The organism is Leisingera sp. ANG-S5 (assembly GCF_000813925.1).
Lineage (GTDB): Bacteria > Pseudomonadota > Alphaproteobacteria > Rhodobacterales > Rhodobacteraceae > Leisingera.
The window spans coordinates 646,772-663,585 of record NZ_JWLH01000005.1 but is presented as its reverse complement, the minus strand read 5'-3'; the positions used below and the strand labels follow the sequence as shown (position 1 = coordinate 663,585).

The 16,814-nt window shown below is 62.8% G+C and carries 15 protein-coding genes and 1 tRNA gene; 7 read left to right on the top strand and 9 right to left on the bottom strand.

Features of this window, described 5'->3' with window-relative positions:
- Positions 1–89 precede the first annotated feature (89 nt).
- Together msrQ and msrP are read right to left on the bottom strand one after the other, a co-directional pair.
- Positions 90–713 carry a protein-methionine-sulfoxide reductase heme-binding subunit MsrQ gene (gene msrQ / locus RA25_RS11515; RefSeq protein ID WP_019295076.1) on the bottom strand — a complete coding sequence of 208 codons (624 nt, stop codon included), beginning with the start codon at positions 711–713 and terminating at the stop codon, positions 90–92.
- An 18-nt stretch (positions 714–731) separates the two neighbouring features.
- A complete protein-coding gene (gene msrP, locus RA25_RS11510) occupies positions 732–1,637 on the bottom strand; it encodes a protein-methionine-sulfoxide reductase catalytic subunit MsrP (protein ID WP_019295077.1) in 906 nt (301 codons plus the stop codon).
- A gap of 276 nt (positions 1,638–1,913) precedes the next feature.
- Between msrP and RA25_RS11505 the strand changes: the two genes are divergently transcribed.
- Positions 1,914–2,480, top strand: a complete 567-nt coding sequence (locus tag RA25_RS11505; protein WP_039172388.1) for a hypothetical protein — start codon at positions 1,914–1,916, stop codon at positions 2,478–2,480.
- Positions 2,481–2,567: 87 nt separating this feature from the next.
- On the opposite strand, the gene RA25_RS11500 is transcribed toward RA25_RS11505, so the two are convergent.
- Both RA25_RS11500 and clpB read right to left on the bottom strand, forming a co-directional pair.
- On the bottom strand, positions 2,568–3,251 hold the full coding sequence (locus tag RA25_RS11500) for a hypothetical protein (RefSeq protein WP_152612184.1): 684 nt from the start codon (positions 3,249–3,251) through the stop codon (positions 2,568–2,570).
- A 90-nt stretch (positions 3,252–3,341) separates the two neighbouring features.
- Positions 3,342–5,960: an ATP-dependent chaperone ClpB gene (clpB, locus tag RA25_RS11495; RefSeq protein ID WP_039172293.1), complete on the bottom strand. Its 2,619-nt coding sequence runs from the start codon at positions 5,958–5,960 to the stop codon at positions 3,342–3,344.
- Between the two features lie 337 nt (positions 5,961–6,297).
- On the opposite strand from clpB, the gene pyrF reads away from it, so the two are divergent.
- Positions 6,298–7,014, top strand: coding sequence for an orotidine-5'-phosphate decarboxylase (gene pyrF / locus RA25_RS11490; RefSeq protein ID WP_039172386.1), 717 nt, complete (start codon positions 6,298–6,300; stop codon positions 7,012–7,014).
- Between the two features lie 396 nt (positions 7,015–7,410).
- Here pyrF and RA25_RS11485 read toward each other — a convergent pair whose 3' ends face one another.
- Positions 7,411–7,833, bottom strand: coding sequence for an NUDIX hydrolase (locus RA25_RS11485; protein ID WP_019295084.1), 423 nt, complete (start codon positions 7,831–7,833; stop codon positions 7,411–7,413).
- A gap of 89 nt (positions 7,834–7,922) precedes the next feature.
- On the opposite strand from RA25_RS11485, the gene RA25_RS11480 reads away from it, so the two are divergent.
- The gene (locus RA25_RS11480; RefSeq protein ID WP_039172290.1) at positions 7,923–9,176 is read left to right on the top strand and encodes a DNA polymerase IV; all 1,254 of its coding nucleotides are present in this window, start codon (positions 7,923–7,925) and stop codon (positions 9,174–9,176) included.
- Between the two features lie 11 nt (positions 9,177–9,187).
- Here RA25_RS11480 and RA25_RS11475 read toward each other — a convergent pair whose 3' ends face one another.
- Positions 9,188–10,048, bottom strand: coding sequence for an N-formylglutamate amidohydrolase (locus RA25_RS11475; protein ID WP_039172286.1), 861 nt, complete (start codon positions 10,046–10,048; stop codon positions 9,188–9,190).
- A gap of 163 nt (positions 10,049–10,211) precedes the next feature.
- Here RA25_RS11475 and RA25_RS11470 point away from each other — a divergent pair.
- From RA25_RS11470 to RA25_RS11455, 4 genes are all read left to right on the top strand, one after another.
- Positions 10,212–10,286, top strand: a tRNA-Val gene (locus RA25_RS11470).
- A gap of 79 nt (positions 10,287–10,365) precedes the next feature.
- Positions 10,366–10,491 (top strand): type B 50S ribosomal protein L36, encoded by a 126-nt coding sequence (gene ykgO / locus RA25_RS11465; RefSeq protein WP_005648635.1) that lies wholly within the window; start codon positions 10,366–10,368, stop codon positions 10,489–10,491.
- A 230-nt stretch (positions 10,492–10,721) separates the two neighbouring features.
- Entirely contained in the window at positions 10,722–11,738 is a 1,017-nt protein-coding gene (locus RA25_RS11460; protein ID WP_039172284.1) for a Fe(3+) ABC transporter substrate-binding protein, read from the top strand.
- Between the two features lie 220 nt (positions 11,739–11,958).
- Complete coding sequence (locus RA25_RS11455; RefSeq protein ID WP_019295088.1) at positions 11,959–12,819, top strand: CobW family GTP-binding protein; 861 nt, start codon at positions 11,959–11,961, stop codon at positions 12,817–12,819.
- 72 nt (positions 12,820–12,891) lie between these two features.
- Here RA25_RS11455 and RA25_RS11450 read toward each other — a convergent pair whose 3' ends face one another.
- From RA25_RS11450 to RA25_RS11440, 3 genes are all read right to left on the bottom strand, one after another.
- The gene (locus RA25_RS11450) at positions 12,892–14,571 is read right to left on the bottom strand and encodes an ABC transporter permease (protein ID WP_039172282.1); all 1,680 of its coding nucleotides are present in this window, start codon (positions 14,569–14,571) and stop codon (positions 12,892–12,894) included.
- A 155-nt stretch (positions 14,572–14,726) separates the two neighbouring features.
- Positions 14,727–15,944 carry a phenylacetate--CoA ligase family protein gene (locus RA25_RS11445; protein WP_039147835.1) on the bottom strand — a complete coding sequence of 406 codons (1,218 nt, stop codon included), beginning with the start codon at positions 15,942–15,944 and terminating at the stop codon, positions 14,727–14,729.
- 17 nt (positions 15,945–15,961) lie between these two features.
- Complete coding sequence (locus RA25_RS11440; protein WP_019295091.1) at positions 15,962–16,810, bottom strand: ABC transporter ATP-binding protein; 849 nt, start codon at positions 16,808–16,810, stop codon at positions 15,962–15,964.
- Positions 16,811–16,814 lie beyond the last annotated feature (4 nt).

The window sequence follows — 16,814 nt, the reverse complement described above, 5'->3', positions numbered from 1 at the left end:
CCAGGAATCGAAGAAAACAACTGCGACTCGGAAGCAAAACCGCCGCCAGGGAGGGCCGCCTCCCGGACCCCGGGACCAGATTCTCCGGACTAGGTCCGGCTGGGCGTTCCGGATGATTCCGGATGTTTGGACCGCTTCAGCACTGGCAAGCGCAGGGCCAAGAGAAGCAGGGTCAGCCCGAGGTAGATCAGCGGCTCGATCTGAAACCCTTTCGACAGCATCACAAAGTGCAGGCCCCCTAGCAGCGCAGCCGCATAAGTCAGCCGGTGCAGCCGCGTCCAGGTCCGGCCCAGCGCCCGCACGGACAGGTTATTCGAACTGAGCGCCAGCGGCAGCATCAGGACAAACGCCGCCATGCCGATGGTGATATAGGGCCGTTTCGCAATATCCGCGATGATCTGCCCCAGGATCTGCACATCCAGCACCAGCCAGACCAGCAGGTGGCACAGCACATAGAAGAAGCACAAAAGCCCAATTGCGCGGCGGAACTTCATCAGGTTCAGCCCCGCCAGCCGCCGCAGCGGCGAGACCGCCAGCGTCAGGATCATCAGCTGCAGCGCCAGTTCCCCGTATTCATGTTCCAGCGCCTTGATCGGCTCTACCCCCAGCCCGCCAGTGAGCCCTTGGTAAAACAGCCAAGGCGCGGGTAGCGCCCCGAGCAGGTAAACTGCCCAGACAGGCAGGCGGCGCAGAAGCTGATTCAGTGATCCCATCCGTTGTCGCCCCCCCCATTAGAAGTATTCGGCCAGGTCCATGCCTTTGTACAGAGACGCGACCTCTTCCTCGTACCCGTTATACATCAGTGTCGGCTGGCGTTTGGCAAACAGCCCGCCGCCGATGCGGCGCTCGCTGGCCTGGCTCCAGCGCGGATGCGACACGTTGGGGTTCACATTACTGTAGAAACCGTATTCGCGCGGGTTGGCCATGTTCCAGCTGGTGGGGGGCTCCTGATCCGTCAGGGTGATCCGCACCACAGACTTGATCGACTTGAAGCCGTATTTCCACGGCACCACCAGCCGCAGCGGCGCGCCGTTCTGGTTGGGCAGCGGCTTACCGAAGATCCCGGTCGCCATGATCGACAGCGGGTGCATCGCCTCATCCAGGCGCAGGCCTTCGCGATAAGGCCATTCCAGCACCTTATAAGCCGTACCGGGCATCTCCGACGGGCGGTAGAGGGTTTCAAAGGCAACGTACTTGGCCCCCTCCTGCACGCCTGCCATATTCAAGAGATCGGCCAGCTCAAATCCCTGCCAAGGCACCACCATCGACCAGGCCTCGACGCAGCGAAAGCGGTAGATGCGCTCCTCCAGCGTCAATTCCCCCAGGATCTGCTCAAGGGAATAGTCGCCCGGGCGATCCACCAGCCCGTCGATCTTCACGCTCCAAGGCTGGGTGGTCATCCGGCCGGCATAGGCCGCGGGATCACTCTTGCCGGTGCCGAACTCATAGAAATTGCAGTAGCTGGTCACCTCTTCCCAGCTGTTTGGCTCAAGCGCCTCTTCCGCCTGCGCACGGCCACCCAGCGCTGCGGCCAGCCCGGCACCTGCCAGCCCGGCCATGATCCGGCGGCGGTTCCAGAAATCTGCCTCCGGGGTTGCATCGGCAAGGGTCAAGTCATTGGTCCAGCGGCGCGCCATCTGCGTCTCCTGATATTGCGGGTCTCTCCTGAGGTAACGGTCCCGGGCGCAAAACCCAAAACATATCCCGTCACGACTGCGCGAGAGATTTGTAACGTTGGGAGCCCTGCCAGTATCAAAGAAAATCCGGCCCAGGGCGCCCCTGCTGACGCAAATGTGAAGCGGCCCAGCGCCCAATGGCCGGAAAATGCGCTGTGGCCGGACATTTCCCCGCTGCACCCAGTGCACGGTTTCACTATGCTGGCTGGAAATCAAAACCGCTTCGGGCAGACCATGATGAAATCCCTAATTGCACCGCTGATGATGCTTGCCGCCGCCGTCCTGACAGGCTGCGCCAGCGCCCCCACGGCCACCAGGACCGATGTCGAGGCCCTGTCCCTCGCCATCCAGTCTCTGGATCCGCAGGTGGATGCAGATGAGGCCCGCCGCGCGGCGGAGATCGCTTACAGCCACTCTGCCCGGCTGGCAGAGCAGTACAATGTCACCACCTCGCCGATCATCCACAACACGCTGGTGAACAGCGGCGTCAAGGAGCGCGGCATCTGCGTGCATTACGCCGAGGACATGCAGGCGCGGCTCAATCAGGAGAACTTTCAGACCCTGACGATGCTGCGCGCCATTGCCGAACCGAAAAGCGATTTCCGCATCGACCACTCCACTGCGGTCATCGCCGCCAAGGGCGACGGCATCTATGAAGGCATCGTGATCGACCCCTGGCGCTATGGAGGCAAGCTTTACTGGTCAGAGACCCGCGAAGACCCCCGCTATGACTGGGAACCCCGCCTGAAAGTTCTGCGCCGGAAGTATGAGCGGAGGATGGCCAAGGAGGCGGCGGAGGGGTGAGAACCGAAGGGGAGTCGTTATAGCGTCTGGCAATCAACAGCCTGAAGCGCTCAACGCCTTAGGCCGAAATACCTGTACAGCGGGCTGCTAATTACGATCATCAAGGACTTCGACTTCGCGCACTCCCCATTCAGGAACACCCAGCGCTCTCAGCTTGTCCCAGCCCTCTTGAGAACACATCACGTCCCGTGTGAATGAGTCCCGCCAAATTACCCGCCCAGCGATCGAACTGGCGCGGACAACTCGCTTAGACCCGTTGCTGATGTACTTTCCCTTATACTTCTTCACGACATTGGATTGCTGAATGAGTTCAGAAAGCTCCAAGTCATAGCTCGGATGCACTTGCAGCAATGTTGCTATATAGAAAGGACCCTCCCAGGGCGGGCACTGTCTAACTCGATCCCAAACCTTGTCGTGTTCAAGAAACTCAAACAACGAGCGGTCAAAGCCTTGCAAGGTATCGACAAATGCTTGGCTAACGATTGTATCGACCGTTGGCCGCGGCTGCAGATCTCCAATCACGTGGCTATTTGTCAACGGCTCCCTGCTCCCAGCGGCGTAAGCCCACAACTTTGATAGTTGCGCCTTACTCTCATCTGTCAAAATCCCTTCTGCACTCCAAGTATTTCCACCCACGACATACGAAGTGTCTTCATACGGGTCCCAGTGATCATGCTGACTGGGCAGAATTTTCTCATCCCTCGCAAGTGACCAGGAACATCCGGAATGCGTGGGACAACTGAATTTTGGTTCAAGAATATAGCACTTCATAATTTTCCCCCTGGAAAATCACCTTTAACTCTATCTAACAAAATCGAAAAAGCCCGCCATCTCTGGCGGGCTATCTTCAATCCCTACCCCTCAATGCACCACAGCATCATCGGGCTTGGGCCGGTCCGACGTCCCCAGCCGGTCGCCGATGATCAACCCCTCGCTGCCGGCTGAGACCGGAACGGTATCGCCGTCCTTGATCTCTCCCGCCAACAGGGCCTCTGCCAGCGGGTTCTGCAGCGCGCGCTGGATCACCCGCTTCAGTGGCCGGGCGCCGAACACCGGGTCATAGCCCTCATCCGCCAGCCATGTCTTGGCCGCCTCATCCAGCTCCAGCGCGATCTTGCGGCCTGCAAGCCGCTTGAGCAGACGCGCCAGCTGGATTTCGACAATACCGTCCATGTCACCCCGCGCCAGACGGTCGAAGATGATCGTCTCATCCAAACGGTTCAGGAACTCGGGCCGGAAATGCGCCCGGACCGCATCCATCACGTCACGCCGCGCGTCAGAGGCATCGGCGCCCTCCGGCAGCTGGCTCAGGGCCTGCGCCCCAAGGTTGGAGGTCAGCACGATCAGCGTCTGCTTGAAGTCCACGGTGCGGCCCTGTCCATCGGTCAGAACGCCGTCATCCAGCACCTGCAGCAGCACGTTGAACACATCCGGATGCGCCTTTTCGACCTCATCGAACAGCACCACCTGATAGGGGCGGCGGCGCACGGCCTCGGTCAGCACCCCGCCCTCGTCATAGCCGACATAGCCCGGAGGCGCGCCGATCAGTCGGGCCACCGAATGCTTCTCCATGAACTCCGACATGTCGATCCGAACCATCGCGTGCTCATCGTCGAACAGGAAGCCCGCCACCGCCTTGGTCAGCTCCGTCTTGCCGACACCGGTGGGCCCAAGGAACAGGAAAGAGCCCAGCGGCCGGTTCTCGTCATTCAGACCTGCCCGCGCCCGGCGCACCGCATTGGCCACCGCGGTTACAGCCGCGTTCTGCCCAATCACCCGGCGGTGGAGCTCATCTTCCATGCGCAACAGTTTCTCGCGCTCACCCTCCAGCATCTTGGAGGTCGGGATACCGGTCCAGCGTTCGACAACAGCGGCGATCTGCTCGGGCCGCACGGCCTCCTCGACCATCAGCCCCTGCTCTTCCTTCCTCTCGGCATCCGCCAGCTGCTTCTCCAGCCCCGGAATGACGCCATAAGACAGCTCCCCCGCCTTGGCGAGGTTGCCTTCCCGCTTGGCAATGTCCAGTTCCGCGCGGGCCCGGTCCAGCTGCTCCTTCAGGTCACGGGCAGAAGCCAGCTTGTCCCGCTCAGACTGCCACTGGGCGGTCATCTCGGCGGACTGCTCCTGCAGCTCGGCCAGTTCCTTCTGCAGTTTTTCCAGCCGGTCTCTGGAGGCGGCATCGTCTTCCAGCTTCAGCGCCTCTTCCTCGATCTGCATCTGCAGGATCTGCCGGTCCAGCGCATCCAGCTCCTCCGGCTTCGAATCCACCTGCATCCGCAGGCGGCTGGCCGCCTCGTCCATCAGGTCGATTGCCTTGTCCGGCAGGAAGCGGTCGGTGATATAACGGTTCGACAGCGTTGCCGCCGCCACCAGCGCCGCATCGGCAATGCGCACACCGTGGTGCAGCTCATACTTTTCCTTGATGCCACGCAGGATCGAGACGGTGTCCTCCACCGTCGGCTCCGTCACCATCACCGGCTGGAACCGGCGGGCCAGCGCCGCGTCCTTCTCCACATACTTGCGGTATTCATTCAACGTGGTCGCACCAACGCAATGCAACTCCCCGCGCGCCAAAGCCGGCTTGATCAGGTTGGCCGCATCCATCGCACCGTCAGATTTACCGGCACCGACCAGCGTGTGCATCTCGTCGATGAACAGGATGATCTCGCCCGCAGCCTCAGTGACCTCGGTCAGCACCGCCTTCAGCCGCTCCTCGAATTCGCCGCGGTATTTCGCACCGGCAATCAGCGCCCCCATGTCCAGCGACAGCAGTTTCTTGTCGCGCAAGCTCTCCGGCACATCGCCGTTGATGATGCGCAGCGCCATGCCCTCGGCAATTGCGGTCTTACCCACGCCCGGCTCACCGATCAGGACGGGATTGTTCTTGGTCCGGCGAGACAGCACCTGCATCGAGCGGCGGATTTCCTCGTCGCGTCCGATGATCGGGTCGATCTTGCCCTCGCGCGCCGCCTCAGTCAGGTCGCGGGCGTATTTCTTCAGCGCGTCATAGCCTTCCTCAGCTGTTGCCGAGTCAGCCGTGCGCCCCTTGCGGATATCGTTGATGGCTTCATTCAGCTTTTGCGCGGAGACCGCACCAGCCTCCAGCGCGTCCTTCGCCTTGGACTTCACCATGCACAGCGCCATCAGAAGACGCTCGACCGGCACAAAACTGTCGCCCGCCTTCTCGGCAATCTTTGCGGCCTCATCCAGCACCTTGGCGGTCTGCCCGTCCAGATAGATCTGGGCCGCGTCACCGCTCACCTTGGGCAGCTTGGCAACGGCGGCCTCCACCGCCTCCACGACACGGGCAGGCGCACCGCCCGCGCGGGAAATCAGGTTGCTCGCCAACCCCTGGTCATCATCCATCAAAGCTTTCAGAATATGCTCCGGCACCAGCCGCTGGTGCCCCTCGCGCATTGCAATGGTCTGCGCTGCCTGCACGAATCCCCGTGCACGCTCCGTGAACTTGTTCAAGTCCATCTTGCTCTCCTTTTTCAAGCGCCCTGTCTTTGGCAGCGCCCGCTAGGCGGCACGCCCCGGTCCGGGCCTCAAGGTTCAATTTGGGAAGCGATCCTGCCGCTTCAACCCATACTCGCCGGAAAAGGTGAGCAAATCCCTGACCTGCGTCAACTTTATACCCGGACGCCCCCCCAGGCGCAGCCGCGCCGCGCACCAGCGCGGCGCCATGCCCAAAACTGTAATCTGTCCCGCCGGGACAGCTTCAGTTGCGGGAGCACCCCGCTGCGCCTTGCCGAACCGCCGCCCCTTGCGTATGAAACGCCAGTTTCACGCCGAACCGCCACCAAAGGACCCCGCCATGACCCAAGCCCCGCGCGCCGACGACCGCCTGATTGTTGCCATGGATGTCCCCAATGCGCTGGACGGTCTGAAACTCGCCGAACAGCTCGGCGATGCGGTCTCCTTCTACAAAATCGGCCTTGGCATGCTCACCGGCGGCGGCCTGGCGCTGGCCAATGAGCTCAAGCAGGAGCACGGCAAGCGCATCTTCCTCGACATGAAACTGTTCGACATCGGCGCCACCGTGGAAAGCGCAGTGCGGGGCTTGGCGCAGTTCGACCTCGACTTCCTCACCGTGCATGGCGACCCCTATGTGGTGCGCGCGGCCAAGGAAGGCGCGGCCGGCAAGGACCTCAAGATCCTCGCCGTCACCATCCTGACCTCGCTCGACCGTCAGGACCTGGACGGGGCGCTGATCAAGGACGGCGCAGTGCAGGACCTGGTGCTGGAACGCGCAGGCAATGCCTTTGCCGCGGGCGCCGACGGCGTCATCGCCAGCCCGCAGGAGGCCGCCCTGATCCGCGCCCTGCCCGAGGCTGAAGGCAAGCTGATCGTCACCCCAGGCGTGCGCCCGGCCGGTGCGGACCTGGGCGACCAGAAGCGCGTCGCCACCCCGGCCAGCGCCATTGCAGACGGCGCTGACCATATCGTGGTGGGCCGTCCGATCTGGAAAGCGGACAGCCCGCGCGCCGCAGCCGAAGCCATCCTGGCGGAGCTGGCACGCGTAAAAGCGTAACAAGCCATACCGCTTCCGGCACAGACAGCAACGGGTGTATCGCCTTGCTGCAAGCTCTCCTCCCATCAGATTGCCTAAAAATTAGGCAGAAAGAAAAATGTGCGGCAGGTGCACCATTTCCCGGCCAGGCGCCTTACCGCCCGCCGGTGACGTAACGTCAAGTTGCTCTTTTCGCTGACGAAACCCGCAGTCAGGTCTATTTCTGCGCCAAATCGTCCTGTGCCTCAAAAAGCACACCCGCCAAACCCGCAGCCAATGCTCAGGCCCGCAAACTTTGCGAAACAGCGCCATGTAGGAGATTCTCATATTGAGACACTCCCCAGACGGGCTTTTCTTCCTGAGACCCGTCACCTTTCCCCCCGCACACCAGCGGGGGATCTTTCTTTTCAGCCGCAGTCACACTGGCCGCACCGCAAGATATTCCCGCAGCCGGTCCGCAAAATGCGGTACTGCCATCGGGTGTGCGCAATAGGTCTCTGGCGCCATCAGCGCCCAGCCCTGCCCCTCATCCCCGAACCGAACCGCGCTGACTGTCTCAGCAGGCAGATGCGCAGCAAAGAACCAGACCCGCCCGTGCGGCCGCTGGTACGCTCTGGACCAGATCAGCAGATCAGGCTTCAGCACCAACCCCACCTCTTCATAGGTCTCGCGCAGCGCGCAGGCTGCCGGGCTTTCACCCGACTCACGCCCCCCGCCCGGCAGATCCCAATGCCCGGGATAGGGAATATCCGGCTTGTCATCGCGCTGGATGACCAGCAGATCCTGCCCCAGAAACACCGCCAGCTTTGCGCCGGCAAAATCTTCGCCTGCTGTTGTCATGATCTGTCACTTGGCAACCGGCCGCGCTAAAGACAAGCCTTCCGCCGCAAGTTAAACTTGCCCATCCAAGACCACAGCCCGCCATACCCATGCACGCCCTTTGCCGAGACTGCCTCAGCCAGATCGCCCCTGCCCGGCGCTGCCCCCATTGCGGCAGCCCGCGGATCAAGGCGCATGCGGAGCTGTTTGCCCTCACCATCGCCCACATGGATTGCGACGCCTTCTATGCCAGCGTCGAAAAACGCGACAATCCGGAGCTCGCCACCAAGCCGGTGATCATCGGCGGCGGCAAGCGCGGCGTGGTTTCCACCGCCTGCTATGTCGCCCGTATCCGAGGCGTGCGCTCTGCCATGCCGATGTTCCAGGCGCTGAAGCTCTGCCCTGACGCCGTGGTGATCAAGCCGCGGATGAGCGTCTACGTCGAGGTCAGCCGCGAGATTCGCAAGATGATGAACGAACTGACCCCGGACGTGGAGCCGCTGTCGCTGGACGAGGCCTTCATGGACCTCACCGGCACCGAAAAGCTGCACGGCGCGCCGCCCGCAGTGATGCTGGCCCGGCTGGTCAAGCGCATGAAGGATGAGCTGGGTGTCACCGGCTCCATCGGCCTTTCCCACAACAAGTTCCTGGCCAAGGTTGCCTCCGACCTCGACAAGCCGCGCGGCTTTTCGGTGATCGGCAAGGCCGAGACGGGTGATTTCCTGCGTGAAAAACCGGTGCGGCTGATCTGGGGCATCGGCCCTGCCGCCCAGGAAAGCCTGGACAAGGCCGGCATCCGCACCTTCTCCGACCTCTTGCGCTGGGACCGCGAGGCCCTGCACGTCCGCTTCGGTTCCATGGGCGACCGGCTCTGGCATCTGGCCCGCGGCCAGGACCGGCGCCGGGTCTCGGCGCATGAGCCGATCAAGTCGATCTCCAATGAGACCACCTTCTTTGAGGATACCGCCAGTCTGGAGGTGCTCGACGGCCACCTGTGGCGGCTGGCTGAGAAAGTGTCGGACCGGGCCAAGGCGCGGGAGCTGGCGGGCCGGGTGGTGACGCTCAAGCTGAAACGCGCCAACCATTCGGCACTGACCCGGCGCGTGACCCTGCGCAGCCCGACCCAGATTGCAGACCGCATCTACCGCACCGCCCGCGGCCTGCTGGATCAGGTCGGCGACGAAGGCCCCTACCGGCTACTGGGCTGCGGGATATCAGACCTGGTTCCCGAATCGCACGCTGATGAAACCGGCGACCTCTTGGACCCGAATGCGGGCAAACGGGCAGAGGCCGAACGCGCCACGGATGCCATCCGCAAGAGATTCGGCGACAGCGCCATCCTGAAAGGCCGTGCCCTGCGCTGAAGGCGGCGACGCTATTCCGCCGCCAGCGGCAGCTCCTCCCGCCCGATTGCCGCAATTTCGGCCACCACCTGTCGCAGCAGTTGCTGCAGCGCATCGAAATTTGCATTGGGCCGGATATTGGCCTCATCCATATAAAGCGCCCGGTCGATCTCGATCTGCACCGCGTGCTGGCGCCGCGAAGGGCGGCCATAGGTCTGGGCAATATAAGCCCCGGCAAAGGGCGTGTTGCGCGCCACCTTCAGCCCGGCTGCGGCAAAAGCCGCCTCAATCCGGTCAACAACTCTGCTGTCCGCGGCTGCCCCGAACCGGTCGCCCAGCACGATCTCCGGCCTGCCCGTTCCTTGCGGCGCCATCGCCTCCACCGCTTCATGCGGCATCGAATGGCAATCCACCAGAATCGCCTGCCCGAACTGCCGGTGCGACTGATCCAGCAGCCCCTTCAGCGCCTTGTGGTATGGATGCCAGCAGTCCTTGATCCGCCGCTCCGCCTCCGCCCGCGGCAGCTTGCCGCTGTAGATCGCCCGGCCATTGGCCACCACCCGCGGAATCACCCCAAGTCCAGAGGCCACCCGCGGATTCTGGCCGCGCCGCTGCACCCCTTCGATCACCGCCGGGTCCAGCTCATCCGGCGCGCGGTTCAGATCCAGATAGGCCCTTGGCTTCAGGGCCCGCAGCAGCGGCGCCCCAAACTCCGGCGCTGCCCGGAACAGCTGGTCCACAAAGGCATCTTCTGAGCTGCGGATCTCTTTCCGCCCCAGAATCGACTGTGACAGAAAGGAATCGGAATAGTCCGCGCCGCTGTGTGGAGAGGCAAAAACCACTGCCGAGGCCAGTTTCTGCGGGGAAATCACGGAAAACGCTGTATCAGGCATCCTTGCTCCGGTGCTTCTTGTGCAAGAAACAGCATATCGCGGAAATTTCTGCGGTCAAAAGCTCTTGCGCACGCCGGCGACTCTATTTATAGACCCCCTCACCGGCGCGGCACCCCGCGCCCCTTTCACTTCTAAGGGGCAGGAACGCAGCGCAGGCCAGAGTGGGCGATTAGCTCAGCGGTAGAGCACTTCGTTGACATCGAAGGGGTCACAAGTTCGATCCTTGTATCGCCCACCATTCAATTCACTGCTTCGGCTCCGGCCCAAGCACCCGCTAACCCAGGCGCTGGTTCGCGCCGCAGACAAGGAGAGAGACCATGAAGGTCAAGAACTCGCTCCGTTCGCTGAAGAACCGGCACCGCGATTGCCGGGTTGTGCGCCGTAAAGGCCGCGTGTATGTGATCAACAAGACCCAGCGCAAGTTCAAAGCGCGCCAGGGCTAAGATCCACCACAGCGACATGCAGAAAACCGCATCATCCGATGCGGTTTTTTTGCGTTTGGGGGTCAGTCTGGACAAGTGCTGTAAAGACAGAGCGCGTTCCAGGCCGGGCAAGGCAACAGCTGATTGCGACTTTCTGACTGTTTCAGTCGGAAATTCATTGCATCTGCCGTCAGATGCTTTAATCGACTGTTTCAGTCGGAAAACTGATCTAACCAAGAACGGGACATCCAATGCTGAAAGCCACAACCGTACTGGCCGGGGCGCTGAGCGCCGCCATTGCCACCGCCGCTGCTGCCGAGGGCGAGCTGAACATCTACTCCTCGCGCCACTATGACACCGACGAGCAGCTCTATTCGGATTTCGAACAGGCCACCGGCATCACCATCAACCGCATCGAAGGCAACGCCGATGAGCTGATTGCCCGGATGAATGCCGAAGGCGAAAACTCCCCTGCTGACATCCTGATAACCGTCGACACCTCGCGCCTGACCCGCGCCAAGGAGGCGGGTGTCCTGCAAAGCATCGACAGCGACGTGCTGGAAGCCCGCGTCCCCGCCTACCTGCAGGATCAGGACAACCAATGGTTCGGCTTCAGCCAGCGCGCGCGCATCATTTTCTACGACAAGAATGAGGTGGCAAACCCGCCGCAGACCTATTTGGATCTGGCCGACCCTGCCTACAAAGGCAAGGTTTGCATCCGGTCGTCCAAGAACACCTACAACCAGACCCTGCTGGCCTCGATCGTGACCCACCACGGCGCTGAAAAAGCCCGCGGCTGGGCCGAGGGCGTGGTCGCCAACATGGCCCGCGATCCGCAGGGCGGCGACACAGACCAGATGCGCGGCATCATCTCCGGCGAATGCGATATTGCCGTTGCAAACAGCTATTACTTTGCCCGCTCGATCCGCAAAGACGTCAAGGGCATCTCCGAAAACCGCGATCAGATCGGCTGGCTGTTCCCCTCCCAGAACGCGGAAGGCGCACATATGAACCTGTCGGGCGGTGGCGTGGCCGTACATGCTCCGAACAAGGAGAACGCCATCAAGTTCCTGGAATACCTTTCCAGCGATTCCGCCCAGGCGTATTTCTCGGCCGGCAATGACGAATACCCGGCGGTGTCCGGTGTCGGCCTGGCCCCGTCGATCGCGGCCCTTGGCCATTTCAAACCGGATGACGTGAACCTATCCGAGGTCGCCAAGAACCTGCCCGAGGCACAGAAGATCTTCAACGACGTCGGCTGGAAGTAACGCCAGCCTTCAAAGAAACTGGAAAAGCGCGGCTCTGGCCGCGCTTTTTTTGCCTGTACGTTTCCCAAATGGCACAGCAGCCGCCAGTTTGGCGAAAGTTCGAAGCAATCCCAGCTTTTCCTAGACCCGCCACCACCACATGCCTATAGGTTCGCGCATCTTGAAATTAGGGGGGAAACATGCAGTCGGGAGCACGCCGCGCTCTGGAGGAACAGAGCCTATGAACCGGTTGCCAGTAACGATTATCAGCGGCTATCTGGGCGCGGGCAAGACAACGCTGATCAACCGCCTCCTGGCAGAGGATCACGGGTTGAAACTGGCCGTGATCGTCAATGACTTCGGCGCGGTCAACATTGATGACGCCCTGATCCAGGACACTGAAGGCGGCAAGATCGCCCTGACCGACGGCTGCGTCTGCTGCACCATGGGGGATGACCTGTCTCTGGCGCTGCGCACCGTACTAAACCGCCCGGAACAGCCCGACCACCTGGTGATCGAGGCCAGCGGTATCTCCGATCCCGTTGCCATCGCCAATTCCGTCCTGAATGAATCCGGCCTCAGCTACGGCGGCATCGTCTCCCTGGTGGATGCGGAAAACGCCGCGACCCTGCTGAACGATCCGCTGGTAGCCCCGCAGGCAGAACAGCAGATCCGCACGGCCGATCTGGTGATCGCTACCAAATGCGATGACCTGAATGCAGAGCTTTCAGCACTTCTGGCCAAGGCCGGCGCCCGCACCCCCACCGTGCTCAACACCTCTCCGGTGGCAGAACTTCTGTTTGACGTGGTGCCGCTGCCCAAGGGCCGCGCGGTCGCGGCGCACCCCTCCTATACCACCTGGCAGCACCGCAGCAGCACCGTTCTGGACCGCCGCACGCTGGGGGACAAACTGGCAGAGCGGCCAGCCGGGCTTTACCGGATGAAAGGTTTCGTGCTGACCACCGGCGGCGCCTATGAGCTGCACGTCGTGGGCCGCCATGTGGAGGCCAAACGCTGCGAGGCGGAGGAGACGCTGCTGGTCGGCCTCGGCCCGGCAGACCGGATTACCCGCGACGAAATCGAGGCCTGGTGGGCGGCATAAGCCGTCCCCTTTGCAGAGACGCGCCAGGAAAATTCGAATTTTCCTGGCAAGAATTTTCCAAAATTCTTGCGCCTACCGCCGCCGTCCAACCTGGCGGCAGATCAGGATCACCGGCAGCAGCCCCACCGCCATGATCACCAGCGACGGCACTGCCGCACCTTCCAGCCGCTCATCCGCGGCCAGCCGGTGCGCCTGCACCGCCAGCGTGTCGAAATTGAACGGCCGCATGATCAGCGTTGCCGGCAGCTCCTTCATCACATCGACAAAGACAATCAGCAGCGCCGTTAGCAGGCTGGGTGTCAGGATCGGCAGATGCACCCGCCGCAGCATCCCCATCGGCCCCTGCCCCAGCGACCGCGCCGCGGCATCCATGTTCGAATGCATCGTCGCCTGGCCGCCCTCATAGGCGCCAAGCGCCGCCGCCATGAACCGTACCCCATAAGCCGCCACCAGCAGCCAGATTGAACCTGTCACCAAAAGCCCGGTACGGATCCCGAAGGCTTCGCGCATCCAGGCGTCCAGCGCGTTGTCAAAGGCGGCGAAAGGCACGATCAGCCCCACCGCAATCACCCCGCCCGGCACCGCATATCCCAGCCGAGCGAAATAGGCCGCGGTCGCGGACAGCCGCCCGGGCCGCAGCCGCTGGTAAAAGCCCAGGCACACCGCCGCCGCCACGGTCAGCACCGCCGCCGCCGTGGCCAGGGTGATCGAATTGGTTGTGAAATCGATGTAACGGCGGCTGAACAGGTTTTGTTCGGAGTCAAAACTCATCGCGAACAGCACCGCCACCGGCAGCAGGAAGCCCAGCACCACCGGCACGGCGCAAAAGAACACGGCAATCGCCGCCTTGATGCCGCCCAGCTCGGCTGGCGCCATCTGGCTGTGATGCTTGCCCGCGTGATGGTATTTCGCCCGCCCGCGCGTCGCCCGCTCCACCACCGCCAGCGTCAGCGCAAACCCCAGCAGGCACAGTGCCAGCTGCGCCGCGCCGCCGCGGTCGCCCAGCGAGAACCAGCTGGTGTAGATGCCGGTGGCAAAGGTCTGCACCCCGAAATAACTGACCGTGCCAAAGTCCGCGATGGTCTCCATCACCGCCAGCAAAACGCCCGAGGCAATGGCCGGCCGCGCCATCGGCAGGCTGACCAGCCAGAACGCTTGCCAGGAATTCTTGCCAAGCGCCCGCGCCGCCAGAAAGGCGCCTGCGCTCTGCTGCATGAAGGCCGCCCGCGCCAGCAAGTAGACATAGGGGTAAAGCACCAGCACCAGCATCGCCGCCGCCCCGCCGGTGGAACGGATCTCCGGGAACCAGTAGTCCCGCGGCCCCCAGCCGGTCACCTCGCGCAACGTGGACTGCACAATGCCGGGATGATCCAGGATATGGGTATAGGCATAGGCCAGAACATAGGCCGGAAAGGCCAGCGGCAGCACCAGCGCGACTTCCAGCAGCCGGGCACCGGGGAACCGGGTCATCGTCACCAGCCAGGCGGCGCCTGTGCCGATTGCAAAGGTGCCAAGCGCCACCAGCGCCACCAGCGCCAGCGTCGTCAGCGAATAGCCCGGCAGCACAGTCCCGGCCAGGTGGCTGATCGTCTCCGTGCCGCCAAAGGCCGCCGCCAGCGCCACTGCCACCATCGGCAGCAGGCAGGACAGCGCCACCGCCCAGGCCAGCACAGCAAAGACACTGCCCCCGGTTCTGCCGCCGCGGCGGCGCCCGTGCGGCGCGTATTCTATGGGATCATTGGCAGCGGTCATGTGCGGCAGTCTGGGTCCAGCTGATAGGTCTCACCGCCCTATTTCGACTATTCCAGTCAGAAATTCCAGCCGAAAGCGCGGCACGGACCGGCCCTTCCAAAACAGCAAACGGGCGCCGGATAACGGCGCCCGCATCAACTGCTTCCATGACGGTCTCAGTCGTAGGTCCGCTGATCCTCAATCACCAGACCGTCCTTGGGCAGAGCATCCGGCGCCACCACTTCGACCTTGCCCTTGAGCTTCAGAACCTCGATCACCGACCGGGCAAAGACCGCCTCGTCGCCGCCCTTGGCTTCGATCTGCACAGTCATCGCATCCATCTCGCCGTCGCGGCTGGCAATCACCCGCGCCTTGACGATCTCGTCATGCTTCTCAACCAGCGCAGCCACCTGCTCCGGGCGCACGAACATGCCCTTGATCTTGGTGGTCTGATCTGCCCGGCCCATCCAGCCCTTGATCCGCATGTTGGTGCGGCCGCAGGGCGAGACACCCGGCATCACCGCCGACAGATCACCAGTGGCAAAGCGGATCAGCGGGTAATCGGGATTAAGCGTTGTCACCACAACCTCGCCGACCTCACCCGCCGCCACCGGGTTGCCGGTGCCGGGGGTGACGATCTCGACGATCACATGCTCGTCGACAATCATCCCCTCCATTGCCGGGCTTTCATAGGCGATATTGCCCAGATCGGCAGTGGCATAGCACTGCAGGCAGGAAATCCCGCGGTCGAGGTACTCCTGGCGCAAGCTGGGGAACAGCGCACCGCCCCCCACTGCGGCCTTGGAGAACATCAGCTCCACGCCCATGGCATCGGCCTTGTCCAGGATCACCTTCAGGTAATCCGGCGTCCCTGCATAGGCGGTGGCACCTACATCATGCGCCGCCGTCACCTGCAGCTCGGTCTGGCCGGTTCCGGCCGGCAGCACCGCGGCGCCAACCGCCCGCGCACCGTTTTCAAAGATCATGCCGGCAGGCGTCAGATGATAGCCGAAACAGTTCTGCACCACATCGCCCTGGCCGATGCCAGCTGCATGCAGGAACCGTCCCATGCGCCACCAGTCGCCATCCACGCCGCCCGGCTCATAGATCGGGCCCGGACTCTGGAAGATATGGGCAAAGCCGGTTGCGGGCTTGACGGTGAAGCCGCCAAAGGGCGGATGCGCCGCCTGTGCGCGGCTCAGTTCGGATTTGCGCAGCACCGGCAGCGCGGCCAGCGCCTCCACCGAGGTCACGGCTGCGGGGTCCACCCCGTCCAGCAGGCTGGCGTAGCCGGGGGCGGATTTGGCGCGGGCGATCTGCTCCGGCAGCGCCTGGGCCAGGCCGGCGGCGCGTTCATCTGCGCTGCGGGTTTCAAGCGTGTCAAAAAAGCTCATCACATCATCTCCCCGCATCAGCTCAGCCACCTCTTGCGGCGGCGGTAGGACCGCACGTCGCGGAAGCTCTTGCGCCCTTCGTCCGACATGCCGAGGTAGAATTCCTTCACGTCCGGGTTCTCCCGCAGCTCTGCTGCAGGCCCGTCCATCACCACCCGGCCGGATTCCAGGATGTATCCGTAATGGGCATAACGCAGAGCGACGTTGGTGTTCTGCTCCGCCAGCAGGAAGGTCACGCCTTCCTGTTCGTTGATCGACTTCACGATCTCAAAAATCTGCTCCACCAGCTGCGGCGCCAGCCCCATCGAGGGTTCGTCCAGCAGGATTGTCTCCGGCCGCGACATCAGCGCGCGGCCCATCGCCACCATCTGCTGCTCGCCGCCCGAGGTATACCCAGCTTGCGACTTGCGGCGCTCCTTCAGGCGCGGGAAATAGTGATAGACCATCTCCAGGTCTTTCTGAATGTCGGCACCGCTGTCACGGCGGGTATAGGCGCCGGTCAGCAGGTTTTCCTCCACCGTCAGGTGCTCAAAGCAGTGGCGGCCTTCCATTACCTGAATGACGCCCTTTTTCACCAGTTCCGCCGGGTCCTGCTCATGCACATGCGCACCGCGGTACTTGATCGACCCCTTGGTCACTTCCCCGCGTTCCGAATGCAGCAGGTTTGAGATTGCCTTCAGCGTCGTGGTCTTGCCGGCCCCGTTGCCGCCCAGCAGCGCCGTGATGCCGCCCTTGGGCACATTCAGGCTCACGCCCTTCAGGACGAGGATCACGTGATTGTAGATCACCTCGATATTGTTGACCTCCAGCAGGGTCTCGGCCTGCACATCGGAAGTATCGGCGGCGGTGTTCGCTGCATCCAGCATCAAA

Coding starts and splice junctions, on each gene's coding strand:
- msrQ (WP_019295076.1), bottom strand. CDS start 713: ATGGGATCACTGAATCAGCTTCTGCGCCGCCTGCCTGTCTGGGCAGTT.
- msrP (WP_019295077.1), bottom strand. CDS start 1,637: ATGGCGCGCCGCTGGACCAATGACTTGACCCTTGCCGATGCAACCCCG.
- RA25_RS11505 (WP_039172388.1), top strand. CDS start 1,914: ATGAAATCCCTAATTGCACCGCTGATGATGCTTGCCGCCGCCGTCCTG.
- RA25_RS11500 (WP_152612184.1), bottom strand. CDS start 3,251: ATGAAGTGCTATATTCTTGAACCAAAATTCAGTTGTCCCACGCATTCC.
- clpB (WP_039172293.1), bottom strand. CDS start 5,960: ATGGACTTGAACAAGTTCACGGAGCGTGCACGGGGATTCGTGCAGGCA.
- pyrF (WP_039172386.1), top strand. CDS start 6,298: ATGACCCAAGCCCCGCGCGCCGACGACCGCCTGATTGTTGCCATGGAT.
- RA25_RS11485 (WP_019295084.1), bottom strand. CDS start 7,833: ATGACAACAGCAGGCGAAGATTTTGCCGGCGCAAAGCTGGCGGTGTTT.
- RA25_RS11480 (WP_039172290.1), top strand. CDS start 7,923: ATGCACGCCCTTTGCCGAGACTGCCTCAGCCAGATCGCCCCTGCCCGG.
- RA25_RS11475 (WP_039172286.1), bottom strand. CDS start 10,048: ATGCCTGATACAGCGTTTTCCGTGATTTCCCCGCAGAAACTGGCCTCG.
- ykgO (WP_005648635.1), top strand. CDS start 10,366: ATGAAGGTCAAGAACTCGCTCCGTTCGCTGAAGAACCGGCACCGCGAT.
- RA25_RS11460 (WP_039172284.1), top strand. CDS start 10,722: ATGCTGAAAGCCACAACCGTACTGGCCGGGGCGCTGAGCGCCGCCATT.
- RA25_RS11455 (WP_019295088.1), top strand. CDS start 11,959: ATGAACCGGTTGCCAGTAACGATTATCAGCGGCTATCTGGGCGCGGGC.
- RA25_RS11450 (WP_039172282.1), bottom strand. CDS start 14,571: ATGACCGCTGCCAATGATCCCATAGAATACGCGCCGCACGGGCGCCGC.
- RA25_RS11445 (WP_039147835.1), bottom strand. CDS start 15,944: ATGAGCTTTTTTGACACGCTTGAAACCCGCAGCGCAGATGAACGCGCC.
- RA25_RS11440 (WP_019295091.1), bottom strand. CDS start 16,810: ATGCTGGATGCAGCGAACACCGCCGCCGATACTTCCGATGTGCAGGCC.